The organism is Paenibacillus agricola, from assembly GCF_011440305.1.
Lineage (GTDB): Bacteria > Bacillota > Bacilli > Paenibacillales > NBRC-103111 > Paenibacillus_S > Paenibacillus_S agricola.
Window position 1 is genome coordinate 355,872 of record NZ_JAAOIW010000005.1, and the last position, 21,279, is coordinate 377,150.

A 21,279-nucleotide genomic window follows, 5' to 3' on the forward strand; every position below is an offset into this window, starting at 1 on the left:
TAATTCAAATGGATGAGGAGGAATACAAATGTCCAACAACGGAATGGTTTCGAGAGTAGAGAATGATCGGGTGCTGGTGCTGGTGCGCGTTTTCTATGCGCCGCGCGATCTCGTGTTCAAGATGTTTAAGGAGCCGGAGAAGATCATCTACACCGATTACTTCTCAGATGCCGAAGACAATACGAACGAGACCATGCCGTCAACCGATATCACGATGGAATTCATCGATTTAGGCGACAAGACGAAGCTGATCAGCTATGCTGAATATGCGTCAGCGGAAGCCCTCAAGACCGTCATGGACATGGGCATGCTGGAGGGCGCCACCGAAACTTGGGACCGTCTGAAAGAGCTTATGAACGCGGTCATATAAGGAAATATGAGGACAGCCGCCTGGCTTATATTGCCGGTGGCTGTTTTATTTTGGCGTTTTTTGAAACCCGAGGTCCAATAGGGATACAGCTTTCCGACAGCATGAAAAAAACGGTCCCTTTCACTACAAGGGAATCCGGTTTTCGTAATCACGCAGCTAGAGCGAAGTTCAACTAACGTGCCCGTTCGTTGAATGAGCTTATAATTTCGATTGTATCTTTTAGTGTTATAGACCTAGAAGAATATTGTTCCAACTTATTTATAACCTTCGGTTTAATTCGACTTTCAAAATTTTTATTCCAGATAAACATGTTCCTGAATATTTCAAGAGTCGGTTTATAGTTTGATTTTTCTAATCTGAGTAACTGTAAGATAAATCTTTTGATAATTCGATACTTTCGTTTCGAATTATCAGTATCCAAAAATATAATTAAATCAGCATTATTAAAACTTTGGAACATCCATTCATTATAATGAGCACCCTCTATAATCCAAGTATTTGAAAGAATAATTGTGCTCAACAGTTGATCTCTTTCTTCCTCAGTTCTTTTAATGTCTCTCGGTTTATGTCTCTTCCAAACAACATTATCCAATTCGTAATGTGGAATACACAGTTTATTGGATAGATTTCTGGCTAATGTTGTTTTACCGCTCCCAACGGAACCTATAATATGTATTTTTCTTGGAGCCAATTTGTCCAATTCAACCATTAAAACTACCCTCCACTTAGATTTTTAATAATGCATTATTCCAACTTTTCCCAAAAACTTTGTTAGCATTAGCTCAACGCCAGGTAACATATGTACAAATCCTCCTATTTTTTACACATTTATTTTATCACACTGGAAGTTTATTCCACTATACTGCCTGTTACTTCAATAAACAGGGAGCAGCGCCACGTCGGTCTCCTCCCTGTTATGGTTGAATTATCGTATCCGTTAGTTGAGCTATAAAAAAAGGCTGCCGAAGCAACCGCTGTTCCACTATCGTTCCCAGTTAGTCTAGAATTTTCACCAACTGAACTGTCCCACTCTGCCATAGCTCAGTAAATTCCTTTTCGATTTTAAATCCATGCTTTTCATAGAATTGAACAGTTTGCTGATATAATGGCTTCGAACTTGGCGGCACCGTTAAAACAACAATTTTATTAAAGCCCATCTTCTTTACGTGTTCAAACAAATGCAATAACAGTTTGGAACCGATACCCTTGCGATGGTATCTCGGGTCAGTACCCATTAATGAGATAGAAATTGATCCTTCTGAACAAGTAAAGACTAAAAAAGATGTAACTTGTCCATCACTCTCAGCGCACAGTAAATCTTGAAACATTAAATCTTTACATGTTTCTGCAGCAACGTCTTCTGTAAACCAAATACCAGTCAATGAATTTATTAATTGATTGATCTTTTGTGTAATGGGGTCACCAAATCTATTAGGTCTCTCATAAAGATTTATTGAAAGGTTCATCTTTTGAGATCCCCTCTTCTCAAATTCGTAATATTCTCTTGTAACATTGTAGCACATACCAAGAATTGATTCATTGCGTTAAACTGCCCGTTCGTATTAGTTTGGAGGATTAAGGTACCGGGTCGAACGTACCTGCCCGTGGGACTGGATCCCGAGCGCTATAATGTTCACCCCTACTTGTCATGACCATGATTGAGGTTGGGACGGAGATCCCGTATAACAAGCGATGCTATGGAGCGACAAAAAGAACCCATAGGGGCTACCGGTAAATCTATATGGAGGAGAGATGAGATGAATCCAGTTATCGGTCTAGACATTTCTAAAGGAGAGAGCCATGGACAAGCCTTTTTAGAGCGCGGTAAACCGTACAGAGGGACATTTCAATTCGAACATACCCGTGATGGGCTGGCGAAGCTCCTTCAAACTATCCACGATGTAGAGCATGCGTCTGGACAACGTCCTTTGCTTGTTCTAGAAGCAACTGGGCATTACCAAAGTCCGGTGGTTCAGTTCTTGGAGGAACATCATTATCTGTACATTGTCATTAATCCACTTATCTCCAATCGGCTTAGAAAGTCCAGCCTCCGTAAGTGAAGACGGATGCTGCTGATGCTTATCTGCTGGGAGAGCTATACTACAAAGAAGAGTTTGAACCCTTTAAGAAAAGGGGAGTGCAACTGCTTAATCTACGTTATCTGACGAGACAATATGAGTCTCTTTCAAAGATGTGTGTGCGTATCTACCTGAACTTCGTACCTCACGACCTGTTAGCCATGACTCACGCAGGAGTATTGGCGGGATGGTTTTGGGATACATGGTTCCGTCATTCCCATCCTCGGTTGTATAGTTAGGATTACTTGATTGTAATCCCCTGCCTTTCACGCTCTAAGGCGCTTATGGCAGAACTTGTCGTACTGTCCCGTTAGCTCAACAACATTTTGTCTACATATTGCTTACCCACAATGGTTTGTCCTCACTAATTAATTGTGGAGTTAGTTCTCTAGGCCGTATACGGCAAAGGGTAATCTTTTTTTGTAGTATTTGATTACTTCATCGGTTGAATCGGATTGCTCTTCAAGGTGTCTTCCACTTCTTGGTAGCCATCAGGGTAGGCAAAGTTATAGCGTGCCGGAAGTGCGAAAACGTATTTGTCATTGCGCGTCAGTTCGCTTGGGCCGATAGGCGCTGCGCCGATGAAGAATTTATCCTGCTGAAGCTCGTTCCATTGGTCGACAGTAAAGACGAGAATAGGGATATCCTGTCTAGGCTGTTCAGCGGTCCATTCGGGATGGCGGATGCTGAGTTGTTTTAATTAGAGTCGCTGCTTATAGTTGTGAGGCTTGCCGAACACCTAATGCAGTGACGTCCAACGGGCTTAGGGGGCTGGATGTGGTCACTCGCTTCTCAGAGTGACCCGGAGCGTCAATATGGTGTTAGCCGAAGGAAGTTCTGGAAGCTGCCATTGCATTTAAGGCGTTCTCAAAATAGCTATATACTTCATCTGCAATTCCCAGAAACTCTTCAACAAGTACATTACTATCCAAGTAACAAGCATACAGATAATCAACTAAAGCGGAGTCAATCTCACAATAGTTTAATATGGCATTCTTCATCTTAATAATGTCATCTTGCCATACACCTGTATCTTTTAAAACCAAAGAGTATAATGCACGAATTAATCTCTTAGAGTAACCTTTAATATATCTAGTTTTCATTGTGTTATCACTAGCATTAGAAAGTAAACTATGTATACGATCTACTTCCTCCTTGGTCTCTGTATTTAAGTCTAAAATGAACTCTGGAGAAATAATTATCGGTGGTACTTTTTCACCAACGTCATGACCATATATGCAAACACAAATTATCTTTACCCAAAAACCCCACTCATTTGGTTTACTTAATACATCGTCAATCGAGCAAATTATCGTATCAATCTTAGTTACTACTGGATATTCTTCCAAAAGCCTGTCTTTAATATTTGACAATCTTTCGTAATCAATATCTTTGGGATTTACACATACAATAGTAAAGTCTGCATCAGACTTAAAAGGTTTAGCAGTTCCTTTTGGAATCGAGCCACACATATAAATGCTATGAATCTTACCTTTAAATTCGGTAAGTATATTATCTATATACTTATCAACAAAATCCTTATATTCACTTTGTATTACAATTCTATTTATAACTTTTTCTAATATCATATAGACTCCTCCTAAACTAAGAACTTCTTTCGGCTAACGTCTTTTTTGCGAATTTCGTAAATTCGTCATGACTTAAATTATTCGCGAAATCATTCAACTATCCTGCCAGTTAGCTGAGCGAAGGGGCTACCGTACCTGTTAGCTTAATGATCATTCCTGCATATTAGATCTTCAAAAATAACGATTTCTTTGTCTAACTGTTTCGATAGTGAACTTGTTTCAATTAAATCAAAATGTTATCAACTATTCGATGGCTACAGTTATACTTGTAATAAGCAGCAACAAAGATACAGGTGCCCAAATTCTTCTTTCCCATTTGCTCCTTGTAATAAAGTTCAGTGTAGTAGCAATCACAGAAAAAATAACAACAAACCAGATAGCCGATTTTGTAAATGAATACCAATTAGGAAATATGAAACCTGATTTACTTAGTACTATTGAAGCTAGTAATGCCAGAATGATGACCTGAAATAAAGAGGCCAAACGCATAACTGGTGGATATTTACCGGGAAACTTCCCGCCCATTGCATAACTTCCCCAAGGCATTCCTGCCACTAACGCAAATTGAAAAAGAATTACAATTCCGATTAAAGCAGAGAATATTATTGCTGATATCCATACATACATTTCTACACCTTCTTATTAATTTTGATACTTTCTTACATCTAGCGGGTTCGTATTTATTTTTTTCTAATGTTTTATTTGCCAATTTCTAAAAAAGTAGTATCAAGCTGTATTACGAATATTGATCTCTATATTACCATATTACTGGATAAATTCCCTCTTGCAACAATTCAAGTTCGACGCCGCGCCGAATTTGTGTGAGCATCTTCTTGGTTCTGCGAATACCGTAATCCGGCCGATCCGCAGGGATGACTCTGTCAAAAAGTACCGAAAAACGCATGGAGATTCGCTACCTGAGCTCCCAAGCTGTATGCGACATCAGGGGCCGACAAGTCCTCCTTTGTCATATTGCGTCCCTCGATCCAGCGGAGCAGCGCGCAATGTGCCCATCTAATTCGATCTCGAGTTGTCTAGACAGGATTGCTACAGGCGCCTGTACAGCGAGGTCCGTCCACGAGTAATCGCCTCCAACAGCCTCAACTCGGATTCAACTCCTTGTCTTGAATGTTGTATGCCGGCCATATTCACGGTTATCGGATCGTGCACGCGAAGAAGATAGGCGTTGCCGTTTAACCTATCGATCACTTTATACGTCCGATTTTCATTGTTCCTGATCAGCGAGGCTTCAGGACGGGCGATGCCATACTGGAGCAGAAGCTCTGCGATCTTATCGTCCATGATGCCCCCCTATTTTAATAATCGTTTATGTGGCCATCTATTGCCGAGTTCATGTATTCAGCGCGGGCTTTTTGTGATTGCATGTTATTGAATCGCTGCAAACTTTAAGAACTGACATAGATGTGAAAGATGCAGAATGGATTGCCCAACTTCTTCGTCATGGGCTACTAAAGGCGAGCTTCATACCAAACCGTAACCAAAGGGAACTGCGAGAACTCGTTCGTTATCGCCGAAGCATCATTGAAGAACGAGCTAGGCAACATAATCGAATTCAAAAAGTGCTAGAAGGAGCAAACATCAAGCTTGGCTCTGTCGTGTCAGATATTATGGGTGTCTCGTCTAAGGACATGCTTCACGCCATCTCAGATGGTGAAGAAGATCCAGTGAAATTAGCAAGCTTCGCTCGGCGAACTATGAAAAAGAAAAAAGAAGAACTCGAACTCGCTCTTCGAGGTTATGTTAATCCTCATCAACGCATGATGCTTAAAACCATTTTATCCCACATTGAATTCCTTCCAAGTGCGGCTCACTTGTGTTCTTGGGCAGCACTTGTACCTGGACATAATGAGAGCGCAGGCAAAAGGAAGGAAGTCTTCTAAAGGAAAGAAAGGAAACAAATATTTAAAATCTTCATTAACAGAAGCCGCACATTCCGTAGGTGCCTCCAAAAACTATCTTGGTGCTATGTATAGGCGAACATTAGCACGAAAAGGTAGGAAAAGAGCAGCTATTGTAGTGGCCCAGCTATGCTAAGAATCGCTTATTATCTGCTGACAAAAAAAATGTATGTAGACTTAGGTGAAGATTACTTTGATCAACAAAAACTTGGAGCTATTGTACGGAACTCAGTTCGAAGACTTGAAAGCCCTGTTTCTTATAGGTGTCCCACCGAACCCTTTCTTTCACCATTATTGACTGCCTCGTTATCTGGCCGAACAACCACGGACAATGACTAGCCCAACTGTCGGAACGCAATGATAAACGATGTTAGTGCTGCAAGGGTCGCGACGGTCCGCACGTGGTTCCAGGCCGTCCAACTGGTGATGTAACGACGCCATAGATCGGCGCCTTCGGCACTGTTTGGATCCACGGCGGCCAGCATGTCGTTTAGCGGCACATTGAATACGAGAGTCACCAGAATGGAGCCGACGATATAGATCAGGCTGCCGGCAAGCAAATATATCGCACCGGCTTCGCCCCACCTAAAGAATGAGGTGATCGACAGAATGACACATGCCAAGGCCGTTCCAGCAAATACCAAACCAAACAATGGATTGAGTATAGCGACATTGATGGACTGCATGGCTGCAATGCCTTGTGCCGACGGGAGTCGGGCGAGGGCAGTCATCACGAATACTGAAAAGGCAAAGAATAGTCCGGCAACCACTCCCGAGCCGATAGCCGAGAAAAAGGTCAAGCTATTAAGCAAGCGTTCGATCATCTCGAACCTCCCCAAACACCGGAAGTGGCTGCATCTCGTGCGTAGTCGGCAAAACCCCGGGGCTCCCGGCCCAGGGCGCGCTGAACACCGTCTGTCAGGTGGGAGTTGCGACCGTCCAGGACCTTAGTAAACAGGTCAGTCAGCAGCTCCAAGAACTCGGCCGGTACGTCCTGTTGTGCCAGTACAGACGTGAACTGCTCTGCGGAGACTTGCACGTAGCGGACTTCCCTGCAGCTCGCCTTGGCAATTTCTTCGGTCGCTTCAGCGAAAGTGAGTGCACGCGGACCGGTCAACTCGTAGAGCTGGCCGACATGTCTGTCCTCAGTCAAAGCCGCGACTGCGACATCTGCGATGTCCTCAGCATCGATAAACGGCTCCGCTACGTCCGCTGCCGGGAGAGCAACCGTACCGCTGAGCACCGACCCGAGAAGGAAGTTTTCGCTAAAATTTTGGCAGAACCAACTCGCCCGTAGGATCGTCCATTCAGCGCCCGAGTCCTGCAATGCTCTCTCGCTAAGTTGAGCCTCTTCTTCGCCTCGGCCGGACAACAGCACCAGCCGCTTGATCCCGTTTTTCACCGCCAGTTTGGCGAAAGCACCGATCGCTGCAGCTGCACCTGGCACCGCTAGGTCAGGGTAATACGTTATATACACCGCGCCCACGTTCTGCAATGACGATTCCCAGGTGGATTGGTTCTCCCAATTAAAGGACGGTTCGCCCGATCGGGAACCGATCCGTATTGGTAGGCCACGCGCTGTCAGCCGCTCTGCCATACGGCGACCGGTCTTGCCCGTCCCGCCAAGAATCAAAATTGGCTTCTTATCCTCTACAACTACCTTCTTACCTGCATCATTGTTCATATGATCTCTCCTTTTGGTAATCTCATTTTATTTACATTGACTAATCCAATATTTGTTTGCGCAAGCAAGTGTTAGTCTAAATTAAGAATGCTTTGTCATTCAATATTTTCTAATTGATCACTCACTTCATATAGGTGAAGTGATAGTTCATCACCTTCCTTTACTCCCAATAATACATTGTACCGGTTACGAAGGTTATTCCAGCACTCGTTGATCGTCTCCTCCAATGCTTTACCTTTACCCGTGGCGAAAATAAGCGATAACCGCCCTTCCACACGGCTAGTAATCAGTCCTTTGATGACAAGCTTCTCAATAAGACGGGTCACTGTTGAAGGTTGAAGATGGAGAATTTCACCTAACTCTTTCTGTGATATCCCTTCCTTTTCAAAAACAGCCATCATTAAAAAAGCAGAAGTTGGTGACAAACCACTTGCGGCAAACTCATCTTCTGCCATTTTGGTAATTACTCTACCCAGTCGATTCGCCGTGAAGTACAGGCATTCTTTTAAATAGGTCCCCAGCATTGTTCATAACCTCATTTCAGAAAAAATATTGCTTGCGCATACAAATATAATACATTTCCAATTTAATGTAAAGTCTGTATTTCTCTTTTGCCTCTAACCACGCTAAACTGCCGTTACTTCAAAGGCAAAATAGACCGCCAGTGGCGGTCTGCCTCATTCAGCTATCGTACCCGTTCGCTTAACGCCGAGCAGTTACATATGTATAAAACCGCTTATTTTGTGAAGAATCAAAAGGAGCTGCAGCGGCAGCTCCTTTATCGTTTGTATGCACTTGTTATAGGTTGACAAGAACATGGCCTATTGTAGATCAAGAACTTGACCCCTTCGATAAAACGGCAGATCCAAAAGAATGTGAAAAAAAGTGCCGACCGAACACGAACCAATGGATTCGCATCCGGTTAGCATTCTTATTTATTAACGAGAAAGGCGGCAACTTCCGCCAATCGTGAAGCATATCCCCATTCGTTATCGTACCAGGTAGCGACAGATAGGATTTCTCCTTGTAATTGAGTCAAAGGGAGATCCACGATTGAGGAATGGGGGTCTCCTACAATTCGAGCAGACGTCCATGCGCCTTCCAAAACATCCAGCACTCCCTTTAACGGTCCCTCTTTCGCGGCGAAGCGGAAGATATCATTGACTTGCTGTACCGTACACGGCTTTTCCGTCAAAAGATTTAATTCAGCAATACTGCCAGTACGAGTTGGAACACGGTATGCCTTTCCAGTAATTTGTAAATCATTCCATATAAATTTGAGTGCCTTTGCTGCTCCGGAGGAAGAAGGAATAATATTTTCCGCTGCTGCCCATGAGTCTCGGCGATCTTTCATAGGTTGATCCGTTAAGGATTGGCTGTTCGTATAAGAATGAATGGTCGAGAATAAACCATATTTAATCCCGAAGTTTTCATTGATTAATTTGACGACGGCAGCCAAGGCATTGGTTGTACAGCTTGCCATGCTAATAATCTTATGCTTGTCCGGATCAAAAGTGTCCATATTTATCCCTTTTAGCAGCACGGCGTCACAATCTTCCAGTGAGCTGCTAGGTCCACTAACTAATACGCGGTGAGCACCTTGTTCCAAATGTACTGAAGCCGCAGCTCGTGTAGAGGATCGACCTGTACAGTCCACTACTAAATCCACGTCCAGGTTCTTCCAATTAGGAACTTCCTTAGTCGAATTGATATACTGGATTTCACGGCCACCTATCACCATCAGTCCATCATCTCCACTGACGTCTTCGTGCCAGCGGTTATAATTCGTATCTACTTCAAACAGAGCAGCAAGCGTAGCTTCGTCTCTTATATCTGAAATAGATGCGGGTACGAATAGCTGCTTTTGTAAAGCGACTCTTAACAACTGCCGACCAATTCGTCCAAATCCATATATTCCTATTTTTCCCATAGTTGCCCCCATTGCAAAAGTAATTGGTCTATAGCTGATAAACTCACGCAGTAGTATTCCCAATTTAAAGTTTTTAAATCGAGTAGATTAATTCTGTAAAATCGTTGTGATCAGCGACCGCTTTGAAATTCATCGCATCAAATCCGAAATTTAAACACTATGCCCAAGCTCTTTCAAAGCTCATGTAATCCTTTACAACGATACGGAATAAGCCGTAGGTCGTGACATCCTTCACAGACCAGCAGCTTGAAGCCATTTCGAGGATTTCCGCATTTGCGGAACTTCTCTACTTCCTTCCGACCATTGGGACGAAGTTTATCCTTGTGTTTTTTTACAAATTCATCCCAATGTCCTCGCTCGTTAAAGAAAATACGTTTCAGAATGTTCGTCTCCATACCTCTGCCTTACCAAAAACAAAAACAGAGTGGTAGTCCTGCTCCCACCCCGAAAATTTATAATTCTATAATGCGAAAAAAGGGAGCCCGCGGGCTCCCTCTTGGAAAATTAATGCATAGGACTCATTGCCGCACGTTTGACGACAACGCGGCGGATAAAGAACGCTATGACCAGACCGATAATCGTCACGATCATCGCGAAAAAGAATACGTTCTGCGAGCCTAATGTCATCGCGTTCGCCATCTCGGTCAGCTCGTTCGGCGCTGGGGAATTGTGCAAGTACTTTTCCATGCCTTTTGTAAGGATGCTAATTGCTACCGCCGTGCCAATTGCGCCTGCGACCTGCTGCAGCGTGTTCATGACCGCTGTGCCGTGCGGATACAGCTCTGGTGGCAACTGGTTCAGGCCGTTCGTCTGCGATGGCATCCAAACCATGGAGATGCCGACCATTAGGCCGATATGCAAGGTGACGATCAAAGTGATTGAAGATGCCAAGGTAATCCCGGAGAAAAACCATAACATAACCGCGACGATGAAGAGGCCGGGAATGACGAGCCACTTTGGTCCATACTTGTCGAACAAGCGCCCCATCTGCGGTGACAGAATGCCATTCAGCGCGCTACCGGGCAGCAACATGAGCCCAGCAGCGAATGCGGACAGACTCATGCCATTCTGCAGATACATCGGCAGAATAATCATGCTCGACAAGATGATCATCATACATGACAATACCATAAGCAACCCCACGATAAACATCGGGTACTTGAAAACACGCAAGTTCATCATCGGCTCGCGCATAAATATCTGCCGCAACACGAACAACACGAGTGCTACCAACCCGATGACAATTGATGCGACCACAACCGTGCTGGCCCAGCCAGCTTCACCTTCGCCTGCCTTACTGAACCCGAATACAACGCCTCCGAAGCCGATCGTGGACAATACGATAGACAACAGATCGATGCGGGGCTTACTGAGTTCATTAACGTTTTCCAAATACTTTAGCCCCACCAACAACCCTATAACCAAAAACGGTAGCGAGAGCCAGAAGATGTAGTGCCATGTTAAATATTCGATCACGAGACCCGCCACAGTGGGGCCGGTCGCTGGAGCGAACATGATGACGAGACCGACAAAGCCCATCGCAGCCCCGCGCTTCTCCGGTGGATAGACAATGAGGATCGTATTGAACATGAGCGGAATTAACAAGCCCATGCCAACCGCCTGCAGAACGCGAGCTACCATTAACATTTCGAAATTGAATGCTAACGCCGCGATCAACGTTCCGATGATTGAACTCGCAAGTGAGACGATGAATAATTGCCTTGTTGTAAACCATTGCATCAGTAGCCCCGTCATCGGCATCAGAATACCGAGCGTCAGCAGGAACCCCGTCGTTAACCACTGCGCGGTCGCGGCTGAAATTTGGAACACGTCCATTAAATTACTGATCGCGATGTTGAGCGCCGTCTCACTGAACATGCCGACGAAGCCACAGATGAGCAGCGATGCCATGATGGCCCGCGTATTGTATTGCTTCACTATCGATTCCACTTCCTTCTCCGAATAATCTCTATTTGTAAGCGATCCAGTATTTCGCTCACTAACTGTTACGATAATAGTAACAGTTATTCTTGTCAATACCCTGAACATATTTTATTTGTAAATCATAGAGTTTATCTAGTTGTTTTCAAAAAATACCAACCCGCCAATCGTATAAAACGATCTGCCAACGAGCTTTGTACATCTGTGCAATTTGTTCCGCGGTGACTTGCATCAAGTCCGGAACGACTCGTATTTCTCGACCCTCAAAGTCCTGGAACGATCACCACGCGGTGGCGTTTTTCAGTTCGATACTGTGACCTTCCAAGCTGGCAAGTGATATCACGAACAACGGCATTCTTATCATTACCCTCAACAAAAATCTGTCCATTAAAGGAAATAATTCCAATCCCCGAGTTTATTTGCGTTCGCCAAAGAAAAGACGACTCACCCGTTTAGAGAAATCTTCAATACCGAAGCTTGCCGAATCCATCCGGTTATACCAATTCGTTATCGTTTCCAAAATCCATAAAGGTACCTGTACGCCGCAAATCAGGGGATAGAAGTGCTTATACGTCCAAACCAAATGTTCCCACCGATTATCGTTTCCTTCTTTGACGTACTCAGAAACATCAAGAACTTTCCCTCGTCCCTCTTGCAAAAGAACGTTTTTCAGATGAATATCCCTAGGGTTCAGCCCCTGACTACGTACAAACTCACGAGCCTCCTCAACGTCTTGGATCGCTTGTTCCGGAACAGGAACACCTTGCAGAATACAATCATACAAGGTAACTCCTTGTTCGAAGCTTAATACCAAATAATTAGGTCCGGCTCCATAACATTGGGGGAAATATTGCGATCCTTTTAAGCGTTCATATATTCCCGCCTCCACTTCCTTTTTCTCTAATGCCTTAGCGGAATACACTTTAAAGGCGTAATTAGGGGTACTCGGGTAATAAAAGACCGCGGCATCCGTTCCGATACCAATACAGCGCAATTCATCTGCAAACCGGATGACAGAAACAGGCCTATTGTTATCATGACCAACAACCTCAACTTCCCTCAATGCTTCCTCCGCCAGCTTCCAAAGCGTAATCACGACCACCTTCTCCTTGTTGGTTATCAACTTTATAATAGCATTTAACAAGACGTAACCTAAAACCGGTTAACAAACTTTTGCTGGTCACATCAGCAAAGAACAACACTAGCAAGGGAGCCGACCTCAATCGGAATAGCTACGACAGGTTGACTCATCAACCTTCTCAACATTAACATGTCCTGCGGAGGGCAAAGATCGAGAAAGGTAGGTCCATATATGAATAATCGCTTGCGGATCGTCTGCCAGTTTGTTCGATATATCCCAGCTTACCAGCTTACCAGCTAACTACTGCAGCACGACATCGCACGGGTAACCCTGATACATCTTTAGGGAGTCGTATAATGGCTTTAAGGGTTATTTCTTCATTGTCTAATTAACCGGGGTTGGTTCATCCTTGGGATAAGGACTTTGATTGTTTTATCCAGTCTAGGAAAATTCCCCTTACCTTAATCCCAAGCGTTTGTGATTATGCAGTTTTCCTCAATCGGAGAAGCTAAAGGTATGAGCTGGAGGACGCAGATGATGCATGATGAGTGATTAAAGGGACAGTCAACCACAAAATGGATGCCCCTATAAGAGTTGTTTTAAGAGGTACGCTAATAATACCATAAAAAATCAGAAATTTCTTTTGAATTGATAAGTTTGAGGATGTTGAATTCTTGATATAACTTGCTAAGGAAGCTTATTCGACGAGGACAACCTTTGAGTTAGAATTCAAAGACTGGTACCTCCACCTAGTTCTGTCCTTGCCCCAACCTATATCCTGCCATAATTCTTGAAGAAGAGTAATCGGATAAAAGTAAAAACCCGATAAGTACCAAGAATATGATCCGATAGCTTATTTAGAAGCTACGTCAACTTGTTTTGAATGAAGAGGATTGGTGTTCTGAGGGCAATTCTTTGTTTTTCAACAAACGTATCACAAAGAAAGTGAACAGCAACAAGGAAAACCCTACTGACACTGCGCTGACCCCGAACATTACTTGGTAGTTCGTGTACTGGGAGACCCAGCCTAGCATGATCGCACCTAGCCCGATGCCAAGGTCATTAGCAGTCGATATAGTGGCGTTGGCAACCCCTTTACGGTCCGAATGGGCCAGACGTATGGCTGCCGCTTGAAGAGCCGGCTGCGCGGAACCGAAGCCGATACCATATAGAAACGCCGATACTAGCACGCCGATCAAACCGGTCGAGAGGCTCAAGACAACCAAAGCACAAATCGTAATCGCGAGAGACGGTACAATGACAAACATCTCTCCGAACCGATCAGAAAGTTTTCCCGAAATGGGACGACTGAGCGCAAGTGTTGCAGCAAAGGCCAGAAAGAACGCGCCGGAATTGACCTGGATCGAGTCAGCGAACAGCGGAACAAAGGTGGTAATGCCGCCATAAGCGATAAACAGAAAAAAGACCGATGCCGCAAGGGGTAAGACCGATTTTTCGAACAATTCGATTTTTCTTGCACCCGTTTGTGGCCGGAAAGGCATTTTTGTACCAAGCGTCAGGAGCAATGCTGCCCCAGAGAGGACGACGGCGAATAAAAACAGAGCGCTGAACGATAGGTTCTGTGTAACCCAGATGCCGAACATCGGGCCGATTGCCATTGCCAGGGTCATGGACGTGCTAAACCAACCCATGCCTTCTCCGCGTCGTGCCGGTGGGATTATATCCGTAATCGCCGTGAGCATGGAGGTTGAGGTAACAGCCCAACTCATCCCGTGCAAAATTCTGAGCCCCATCAAAACGACGATTCCACCGACCCAATTATACATATACATCGACAAGATAAAAAGAAGCAGCCCCCAGACGATAAACGGTCGCCTGCCGAACCGGTCTAGCAGCCCGCCGACTAGCGGCCGGAACATAACGGACGACAGCATAAACGCACCCATCGCCAGACCGACCTGCGATTCGTTGCCGCCCATCTGTTTGATGAACGACGGCAACGTCGGATACAGCATATAAAATGCGTTAAATAGGAATAGGTTTCCTATAGTCATGAGAATAAACGGCTTCGTCCATAGGCGTTCCACGGTTCTTTCCTCCTTCATACACTCTACCTATCTGCAGTCTTCTGCCGTATAATCCTGTTGCGATGACAATTTCCTCAAATCCGGGATATATCCAAGCCTGTATTTCCAAGTTTCACATATTCCATCCCGTCTGTATACTCCTTTTTTCTTATCCTATAAAGTAGTTTACTTTTTAGAGTTATAATAATTCTTGGTCTTGGCAGAGCAACTGGGGACCTTGCTAGATCGAAATGTGTAATCGACATGTAGCTCAAGCACCTTATTGGTACTTGAGCTTTTCGTTTAATTAACATCTGTAGTTTTTTTGTTTATAAATTAACAAATGCAGTTGATATCCTGTCCGCAGCGGACCCTACATGGTTCGGGTTGGCTGCATAGTTTTGCCAATAATAGATATGGCTTTTTTGATATTTACAACACAACCAACCCGATTTATAGAGCGTATATCATCACCCTTCGAGAACCTCGGCTAACCAAATGTCCCTATCCACCTGAGCTTGTAATTGAGTCACATCGACGATAATAGCACCTTGGCGAGTCAAATACTGCGGGATATATTGATTCGTTGTTATAGCGGCAAACCTTTTCCAGCAAACTGAAGCCTGCCGCAGATATCCCACCGAATTATCTTGATAACCCGAAGCTGCGCTTTTTTGATACAAACATAATTCCACAGCACCCATAATTTTCAATGCATAGTATTGACCTAAATAAGACAGGGCCTCCAGATCTCCAAGCAAGAGACGCAGCTCTTTTCCGGTCACTCCGCCAATCCCCATGAGTAATTGTTGGGTTCGAAAAGCATAAGCTTGCAGGTCTTGCGCAACCTGTATGGGTGTAATTCCCGTCTGAGCCTTCTGCTCCAGCAAATGGTCGCAATAAGCGGGAATGCTCATCATACCGCTCCCGTCCATTGGCGCATCCTCGATAAAATGCTGGACCGAATGGAAGCCTTTGGCTCTCTGTGGATGGCTGTAGCACGCCTCTGGATACCATTGGAAATCCAAGCTATTGCCTTGCCAATGGAATGTAGTAACCGTTGGGATAATCTTGGAGGCGGATGCCCAAGCCTCGAATAAAAGCTGCGGCGGCACTTCCGGGTAATGGAATGCCAGCTGCTTCTGGAAAAGCTGATCCGGTAAAGTTGGATCATAGGACAACCTACCCCAAATCGAGAAGCTGTACCATAGCTTCTTTATGATCAATTGCCGTGGACTTTCCGGCTCCGTGCTAACGAATTCGCGACCCCAGATGAGCCCATCCGGTCCCATAAGGAAACCAGCAAGCTGGTCCGCAGGAGGCATATTGAGAATATATTGCCTGGCAAACTCGGGATTGCCCCAGCGGAAATAATAAAAATCATCGTCCCGAACGGTCAGCCACGTTTTGTCCCTATTGGGTAGATCATGAATAAAGCCTTCTTTATGTATAAATGGCGGATTAACCGATGCATACATATGGGCAAGCGAATATTTGTAACTGTAACTGAACGTATCGGAATAAGCCTCGAAGGCATTATCAATAGTTGCTAACGAAGTCTCATGGGCTCGATGAATAAAGTGGACGTGACGTTCTGGCTGCTTTCTTTTGACATCTAAAACTGCTTCTCCATACGTACGCCACAGCCACTCCTCATCGGAGTAAGGTGATCCCAAATGCTGCATGTTTTCCCCTGCTGTGACACCGATGCCTGCAAGCAACGGATAGGTTTCCAGCAAGGAACGGACACTTGCCCGGAAGTAATCAATGGTCGTTTCATTATTTTGCTCATTGTTGATTCCGTAACCGTTTCCTTCTGTACCATAGGTAAAAATATTCCACGTAATGATATAAACCTCGATGCCTCTATCCTGGGCGTATTGCATCACATCACGCCAGAAAGCAATCTTTTCTGCCATCGTCATCTCTTTAAGCGTAACCAAATGATTCAGAGTGTCAGCGGTTGACATATCTAACCCTCGCAGAGTTGCCTGAAAAGCTGCCGTTGTTTTTTTGACGTCTTGAAGGGCAACATCCGGGTATTCTGGAACTTGTACCATCGATGGAAAAGGATGCAGATTCCACAGCGATAGCGTATTGAACCGGTGTAGTGCCATCTCATCCAGATACTCCTCCCAAAATGGCTTGCTCCACATCTCGTTGATGTTATGCTGGGCTGAATCTCCGTTATCCGAGTAGCTCGGTGTGCGCGCATCAAGCGGTATATTAAATTTAATGCCTCTCTTGGCGATGAATGGATTTTTATGATGATTGCGAATATGCCGCAGTGGAGTCCCTGTGCGAAGCGCTTCTGCCACATCCAGCCCTCCATACATGGCTCCAACCACGTCGGCTCCAATCACCCAGCACACAATTTCTTCGGTACCGTTACCAGCGTTATATACTTTGCTATTGTCTTGTTCATTCCGTGTGCTACTGCCTAAGCGATTTCCCGTGCTATAATGGCCATACTGCATCCTTATGGCATAACCCTGCGGAGCCAAAAACGGAAGTGATCCCACATCCTCCTGCAGGGCATCCTCAGTAGTCAGTATGATGCGAATCGTTTCGGAGGCTCCAGACAAGGACGGACTGGATAATGACGCTCCCGACGTACTGGATGTGTCAGACAAATCTTCGGACCGGGATAAGTCTTCGGATCCAGCCTGCTTAACTTCGATGTTGGAAAACTTCAATGCTTGTTTCAATTGTTCAGCAGCAAAAGTAATTGGCGCTATAGTCCCGTCATAGCTGAGGACAGCATACTTCATTTCTATCACCTCTTCAATAATATGAAAAAGATCGTACTACTGAAGCCATCAATGGGTTAGGCAGTACGATCTTTTTTTTGTAACAGATCCCAAATCCAGTGCGGTTGCTTTCGTAAATGCGTTATTCTGTAGCCTCACCCGACTTGCCAAAATTGTTGCACGGATTCATAAATGATTGGAATAGTATTTAAAAGCTAACATTGCAGACGGAATATCAATGCGTCTCTAGCCGGTACTGTTACTCTTAATCCATCCGTACTTGCCTCCGCAGCCGCCCATAAGGCATCACCGAGTGCTACTTGCCCATAGCTTGAAGCAAACTGCAGGTGGGCTTCTTGGATTTCTCTTGTGGGATTTATAATCCACACAAACTTGTCTTCATCCCCTTCGTGAATCCGGACTTGCAAGGCAGTGTTGGACGTCACTACATGCTGCTCATTGCCGGCCCACCGGAAAACATCGGCAAAGAAGCGACGGTTTTCCTCATTCTCATGGCGGTAATATCCCTCAGACGGAAATGTTCCAATCAGCAGCGTGCGGCCTGACCCGTAATGGTGCTCGACAGCGGCAAGCCGTCCGTCGTCGTATCTCCCCCGTTCAATACCCCCGGCAAGCCGGTAAGTTTGCAAGTATCCGCCGCCCTTTAAAGGCAAGCCGTCGATCTGCAGGCTGATCCGGTCGCCAATGTCCGGCGTGAATTCGACGTCCTCTTCAATCGCGCCAAACACATGGTGTAATCCCAGATTGGGCTGAACCGTCCCAACTCTTCCCCGGTCGCCGAAGTAGCCCGCGCAGCCTTCACTTATCATGGTACCGCCTTGCTCCACCCATTTTGCCAGCTGCTCCGCCTGCTCTGATGTAAACATGATTGGGTACGGGAAATAGAGTACCTTGTACTTATTGATATCCTCGATGTGCACCCAATCCGCCTGAATGTTATTGTCGAAAAATCCCCGGTAAGCTCCCCACATTGAATCCCTGTACAGCGTAAGCTTTCCTTCGTGATTTAGTAAATAATCGAATTGCTGTACCTCGGGAATGACAAGAATTCCGATATCCCCTTGCACCGGATTTGCCTGAAACAGCTTCTCCTGGGCCTGCTCATTGGCCCAGAGAGCGACCGAGCTGGCCATATTGGATCTATCCGTACGATTGCCGTCCATTCCGTAAGCTCCGAAGGCTCCGAATAAAGGACCATCCAGCAGCGGTCTCCAACGTGGATTAAGCAGGCCTTTGGCTCCCCCAGCAAACGAGATCATATTCCAGACCCGGATGTCCTCTGGCTCGGTTATCCGACCATCCTCTTTCTCCCGACCTATCACCTGCGGCTGGAGCCACAGCGGCCCTCCCTGAAATTCTGCATGCCAGAACGGTTTCCCACGGGAAGCAGAACGTGTCAAATCAACAGCATGCCACTGCTTCCATGGCTGGTTCCCCTTACGTGAGGCAACCCAGGTAAAGCCATACAGCTCTACCTTCGAGGCGGCTAGCCAATCGTCGCAGCCGGATGAGGCCATGCCGATAATCGCACTTGCCACGCCATGCGCGCTGATCAGGTTAACAGGATCAATGCTGCGTATGGTGTCAATTCGCCACTGCATTTGCGCGTAATAATTGTCCCGCTTGAACTGTAACCAGTCGATGCATTCTGGATAAGGCGCGATCTGCAAAGGAGGCTGTACCTGTTCCCAATCAGTATAGCTGTAGCGATGCCAAGCTTTGCCCAGATTGGACACGGTGCCATATTTACTTTCTAACCACAATCTGAATTTGGCCTTAGTATGCTCGCAGTAACATACCGTCGGAGAGTAATTGCACTCGTTCCATACATCGTACCCCCGTGTAGCCGGATGATCCTTATATCGGGTGGCCAGCGCCTTCAGGAAGTCTCCGGCCGCTTCCTTAACCTCATCGCAGTCAAGACACAGCACACCTGAACCACCGTACCCTCCCGTCGTGCTACTGCCACCCATTGAAGAGGTCACTTTAGATCCGTTCGCATTTATTTGTATCGCATTCGCATAACGGTGTACAGCCCATTCGGGTACAGAGTGGATAATCTCAGCAATAATTGTCTGAATGCCGTTCTCTGCCGCCAGATCCATTTGTCGGTCATAGTCCTCCCAGTCGTAATGCCCTGGAGATGTCTCGATGGATCCCCACATAAACCAGTGGCGGAATATATTCATACCGTCTTCTTTCGCTACCTTGTAATCTCGTTCCCAATCCTCGGCCGGCGGATTCGACTTACGGAAATACACAGCACCATACGGCACTTGAAGCTTCATTTTGGACATCGCAGAACTACTCCTTCATATTTGAGAATGGCATTACTTTTGAAAAAAATCTTTGTACGCTTGGGCAAACTCTTTAAACGCCTGCTTCAAGTCCGGTAAATTGGTAATTTTCTCGACATACTGCTTATACTCTTCCACCGAAATTTGTCCAACGATCATCCTGTTCGACATCGTTTTCCATTCACTCTCGTAAGTCGGCCAAACCTCAACCCATTTATTAGAGATAATAACACTGAAGGGGTTCATGGTACCTGATTTCTCGTAATCCTTCGTCTCATTAATTTTTGCATCATTGTACTCTTTGGGAGCGGATCGGCTGACGATCTTGCCCCATTTGGAATCCTTATAAGACAATACACTTAATCCAATCGTCGAGGCAGTCACTTCCTTGCTGCCCAACTCAGTAATTTGCGATTGGCCGTTGACCGTAGTAAAGTGTACGCCTTCTACCCCGTAATAAACCATATCCGTTAATTCCTTGGATGCGGTCTTGTTGAAATATTCAAGAATCCGTTTCACTTTCTCTTCCGGCACCTTCTTGGAAATATAGATACCGCCGCCATTGCCAGTCGTTAGGTCGACTGTTGTGCCGTTTGGTCCTTTCAATGGGGACAGATTCAACAGTTTGGCACCGGGCTGCAGCTTGTTGAGCGCCTTCTCCCAGTCGAAATCCCACCAGATATCACGCACATAGGAAACCGCCTGGCCGGTCGTAAACAGCTCAATTGCCTGTGTATCTTTAATGGCCGTAAATTCCTTCGCCATCAAACCATCCGCATACTGCTTGCGCAGCCATTCCAGATAAGAGGTGTACTGGGGGGTCAAGCGATAGTCGACCAGGCCACCTTCGGCATTATAGAAAGGCTTATTGACGCCAAATGCCGGCTGGTAGTGCGCTCCTGGAATTCCGACACTAAGTATCCCAATCGTATCCTTCTTGCCATTGCCGTCCGGATCGCTGTCGGCGATTTTTTTAATCGCAGCTGTATACTCATCCAATGTTGTAGGAACAGGTATGTTAAGCTTGTCGAGCCAATCCTTGCGGATTTTGATCCCGTTTCCGAGATTCGGCCTGGATCGCGGCAGCCCAAAGATTTTTTTGTCCACGGTGACATACTTGAACGCGTCCGGGTGGAGGTTGTTTTTAAAATTAGGATATTGGCTGAGGTCGCCTAATAATGCGGTCAAATCCCAAAAGGCACCGCCACGGATAGCGTTGATCAAAGTTGGATTGGTAGCATTGGTATCGATCAAAATTTCCGGAATATTCCCCGATGAGTAAACCAGATTGATCTTGGTGGCATAATCGCCGGAAGGAATCCACTCCACATTCAATTTTGTATTCGTTGCTTTTTGAAATTCCGTCCACAGCTTGTTATTCATATCGAGCGGCTCCGAATAAAGCGGTGCTATGAATTTCAGCTCCAGCGGCCCTGTGTCGACAGCGGCAGTCGAATTAGCCGGAGCACTGCCCCCTGATGAGCAAGCCGAGAGAAGCAAGGTTAAAACCGTTGCTCCACCTAAAGATGAAGACCATTTCTTGTTGTTCATCGTCCATACCCCCTTGAAAAGTTGTTACTGAATGGCATTTC

17 protein-coding genes and 3 pseudogenes are annotated in these 21,279 nt (G+C 45.6%); 4 read left to right on the top strand and 16 right to left on the bottom strand.

Features of this window, described 5'->3' with window-relative positions:
• Positions 1 to 28: 28 nt before the first annotated feature.
• Positions 29 to 370: an SRPBCC family protein gene (locus G9U52_RS16615; protein WP_166151485.1), complete on the top strand. Its 342-nt coding sequence runs from the start codon at positions 29 to 31 to the stop codon at positions 368 to 370.
• A gap of 172 nt (positions 371 to 542) precedes the next feature.
• On the opposite strand, the gene G9U52_RS16620 is transcribed toward G9U52_RS16615, so the two are convergent.
• Together G9U52_RS16620 and G9U52_RS16625 are read right to left on the bottom strand one after the other, a co-directional pair.
• Positions 543 to 1,079: an AAA family ATPase gene (locus G9U52_RS16620; protein WP_375790255.1), complete on the bottom strand. Its 537-nt coding sequence runs from the start codon at positions 1,077 to 1,079 to the stop codon at positions 543 to 545.
• Positions 1,080 to 1,365: 286 nt separating this feature from the next.
• Positions 1,366 to 1,836: a GNAT family N-acetyltransferase gene (locus G9U52_RS16625; RefSeq protein WP_166151487.1), complete on the bottom strand. Its 471-nt coding sequence runs from the start codon at positions 1,834 to 1,836 to the stop codon at positions 1,366 to 1,368.
• A gap of 291 nt (positions 1,837 to 2,127) precedes the next feature.
• Between G9U52_RS16625 and G9U52_RS16630 the strand changes: the two are divergent.
• Positions 2,128 to 2,588 (top strand): annotated as a pseudogene (locus G9U52_RS16630) (IS110 family transposase); the annotation flags it as partial.
• A 341-nt stretch (positions 2,589 to 2,929) separates the two neighbouring features.
• Positions 2,930 to 3,148 carry a hypothetical protein gene (locus tag G9U52_RS16635; RefSeq protein ID WP_166151489.1) on the top strand — a complete coding sequence of 73 codons (219 nt, stop codon included), beginning with the start codon at positions 2,930 to 2,932 and terminating at the stop codon, positions 3,146 to 3,148.
• 121 nt (positions 3,149 to 3,269) lie between these two features.
• On the opposite strand, the gene G9U52_RS16640 is transcribed toward G9U52_RS16635, so the two are convergent.
• The 3 genes from G9U52_RS16640 to G9U52_RS16650 form a co-directional block, all read right to left on the bottom strand.
• The gene (locus G9U52_RS16640; RefSeq protein ID WP_166151491.1) at positions 3,270 to 4,037 is read right to left on the bottom strand and encodes a nucleotidyltransferase domain-containing protein; all 768 of its coding nucleotides are present in this window, start codon (positions 4,035 to 4,037) and stop codon (positions 3,270 to 3,272) included.
• Between the two features lie 243 nt (positions 4,038 to 4,280).
• The gene (locus G9U52_RS16645; RefSeq protein WP_166151493.1) at positions 4,281 to 4,664 is read right to left on the bottom strand and encodes a hypothetical protein; all 384 of its coding nucleotides are present in this window, start codon (positions 4,662 to 4,664) and stop codon (positions 4,281 to 4,283) included.
• A gap of 420 nt (positions 4,665 to 5,084) precedes the next feature.
• The gene (locus tag G9U52_RS16650; protein WP_166151495.1) at positions 5,085 to 5,339 is read right to left on the bottom strand and encodes a hypothetical protein; all 255 of its coding nucleotides are present in this window, start codon (positions 5,337 to 5,339) and stop codon (positions 5,085 to 5,087) included.
• Between the two features lie 119 nt (positions 5,340 to 5,458).
• Here G9U52_RS16650 and G9U52_RS42090 point away from each other — a divergent pair.
• Positions 5,459 to 6,295: pseudogene (locus tag G9U52_RS42090) on the top strand (IS110 family transposase); the annotation flags it as partial.
• On the opposite strand, the gene G9U52_RS16660 reads toward G9U52_RS42090, so the two are convergent.
• The 11 genes and pseudogenes from G9U52_RS16660 to G9U52_RS16710 form a co-directional block, all read right to left on the bottom strand.
• Positions 6,292 to 6,780, bottom strand: coding sequence for an anthrone oxygenase family protein (locus G9U52_RS16660; protein ID WP_166151497.1), 489 nt, complete (start codon positions 6,778 to 6,780; stop codon positions 6,292 to 6,294). The pseudogene G9U52_RS42090 and the gene G9U52_RS16660 overlap by 4 nt on opposite strands.
• Positions 6,777 to 7,640, bottom strand: a complete 864-nt coding sequence (locus G9U52_RS16665) for a Rossmann-fold NAD(P)-binding domain-containing protein (RefSeq protein WP_166151499.1) — start codon at positions 7,638 to 7,640, stop codon at positions 6,777 to 6,779. Before G9U52_RS16665 ends, G9U52_RS16660 begins: the two co-directional genes overlap by 4 nt.
• A 95-nt stretch (positions 7,641 to 7,735) precedes the next feature.
• Entirely contained in the window at positions 7,736 to 8,164 is a 429-nt protein-coding gene (locus G9U52_RS16670; protein ID WP_166151501.1) for a MarR family winged helix-turn-helix transcriptional regulator, read from the bottom strand.
• A gap of 407 nt (positions 8,165 to 8,571) precedes the next feature.
• On the bottom strand, positions 8,572 to 9,570 hold the full coding sequence (locus G9U52_RS16675; RefSeq protein WP_166151503.1) for a type I glyceraldehyde-3-phosphate dehydrogenase: 999 nt from the start codon (positions 9,568 to 9,570) through the stop codon (positions 8,572 to 8,574).
• A gap of 188 nt (positions 9,571 to 9,758) precedes the next feature.
• A pseudogene (locus G9U52_RS16680) lies at positions 9,759 to 9,965 on the bottom strand (transposase zinc-binding domain-containing protein); the annotation flags it as partial.
• 109 nt (positions 9,966 to 10,074) lie between these two features.
• The gene (locus tag G9U52_RS16685) at positions 10,075 to 11,481 is read right to left on the bottom strand and encodes a DHA2 family efflux MFS transporter permease subunit (RefSeq protein ID WP_166151857.1); all 1,407 of its coding nucleotides are present in this window, start codon (positions 11,479 to 11,481) and stop codon (positions 10,075 to 10,077) included.
• 445 nt (positions 11,482 to 11,926) lie between these two features.
• Entirely contained in the window at positions 11,927 to 12,607 is a 681-nt protein-coding gene (locus G9U52_RS16690) for a protein kinase family protein (protein ID WP_166151505.1), read from the bottom strand.
• 854 nt (positions 12,608 to 13,461) lie between these two features.
• Positions 13,462 to 14,640: an MFS transporter gene (locus G9U52_RS16695; protein ID WP_166151507.1), complete on the bottom strand. Its 1,179-nt coding sequence runs from the start codon at positions 14,638 to 14,640 to the stop codon at positions 13,462 to 13,464.
• A gap of 449 nt (positions 14,641 to 15,089) precedes the next feature.
• Positions 15,090 to 17,390, bottom strand: a complete 2,301-nt coding sequence (locus G9U52_RS16700) for a carbohydrate-binding family 6 protein (RefSeq protein WP_166151509.1) — start codon at positions 17,388 to 17,390, stop codon at positions 15,090 to 15,092.
• A 194-nt stretch (positions 17,391 to 17,584) separates the two neighbouring features.
• Positions 17,585 to 19,687, bottom strand: a complete 2,103-nt coding sequence (locus tag G9U52_RS16705; protein WP_166151511.1) for a beta-galactosidase — start codon at positions 19,685 to 19,687, stop codon at positions 17,585 to 17,587.
• 33 nt (positions 19,688 to 19,720) lie between these two features.
• Complete coding sequence (locus G9U52_RS16710) at positions 19,721 to 21,238, bottom strand: extracellular solute-binding protein (protein ID WP_166151513.1); 1,518 nt, start codon at positions 21,236 to 21,238, stop codon at positions 19,721 to 19,723.
• Between the last annotated feature and the right edge of the window lie 41 nt (positions 21,239 to 21,279).

Coding starts and splice junctions, on each gene's coding strand:
- G9U52_RS16645 (WP_166151493.1), bottom strand. CDS start 4,664: ATGTATGTATGGATATCAGCAATAATATTCTCTGCTTTAATCGGAATT.
- G9U52_RS16710 (WP_166151513.1), bottom strand. CDS start 21,238: ATGAACAACAAGAAATGGTCTTCATCTTTAGGTGGAGCAACGGTTTTA.
- G9U52_RS16670 (WP_166151501.1), bottom strand. CDS start 8,164: ATGCTGGGGACCTATTTAAAAGAATGCCTGTACTTCACGGCGAATCGA.
- G9U52_RS16615 (WP_166151485.1), top strand. CDS start 29: ATGTCCAACAACGGAATGGTTTCGAGAGTAGAGAATGATCGGGTGCTG.
- G9U52_RS16665 (WP_166151499.1), bottom strand. CDS start 7,640: ATGAACAATGATGCAGGTAAGAAGGTAGTTGTAGAGGATAAGAAGCCA.
- G9U52_RS16685 (WP_166151857.1), bottom strand. CDS start 11,481: ATGGCATCGCTGCTCATCTGTGGCTTCGTCGGCATGTTCAGTGAGACG.
- G9U52_RS16625 (WP_166151487.1), bottom strand. CDS start 1,836: ATGAACCTTTCAATAAATCTTTATGAGAGACCTAATAGATTTGGTGAC.
- G9U52_RS16675 (WP_166151503.1), bottom strand. CDS start 9,570: ATGGGAAAAATAGGAATATATGGATTTGGACGAATTGGTCGGCAGTTG.
- G9U52_RS16620 (WP_375790255.1), bottom strand. CDS start 1,079: ATGGTTGAATTGGACAAATTGGCTCCAAGAAAAATACATATTATAGGT.
- G9U52_RS16705 (WP_166151511.1), bottom strand. CDS start 19,687: ATGTCCAAAATGAAGCTTCAAGTGCCGTATGGTGCTGTGTATTTCCGT.
- G9U52_RS16660 (WP_166151497.1), bottom strand. CDS start 6,780: ATGATCGAACGCTTGCTTAATAGCTTGACCTTTTTCTCGGCTATCGGC.
- G9U52_RS16700 (WP_166151509.1), bottom strand. CDS start 17,390: ATGAAGTATGCTGTCCTCAGCTATGACGGGACTATAGCGCCAATTACT.
- G9U52_RS16640 (WP_166151491.1), bottom strand. CDS start 4,037: ATGATATTAGAAAAAGTTATAAATAGAATTGTAATACAAAGTGAATAT.
- G9U52_RS16650 (WP_166151495.1), bottom strand. CDS start 5,339: ATGGACGATAAGATCGCAGAGCTTCTGCTCCAGTATGGCATCGCCCGT.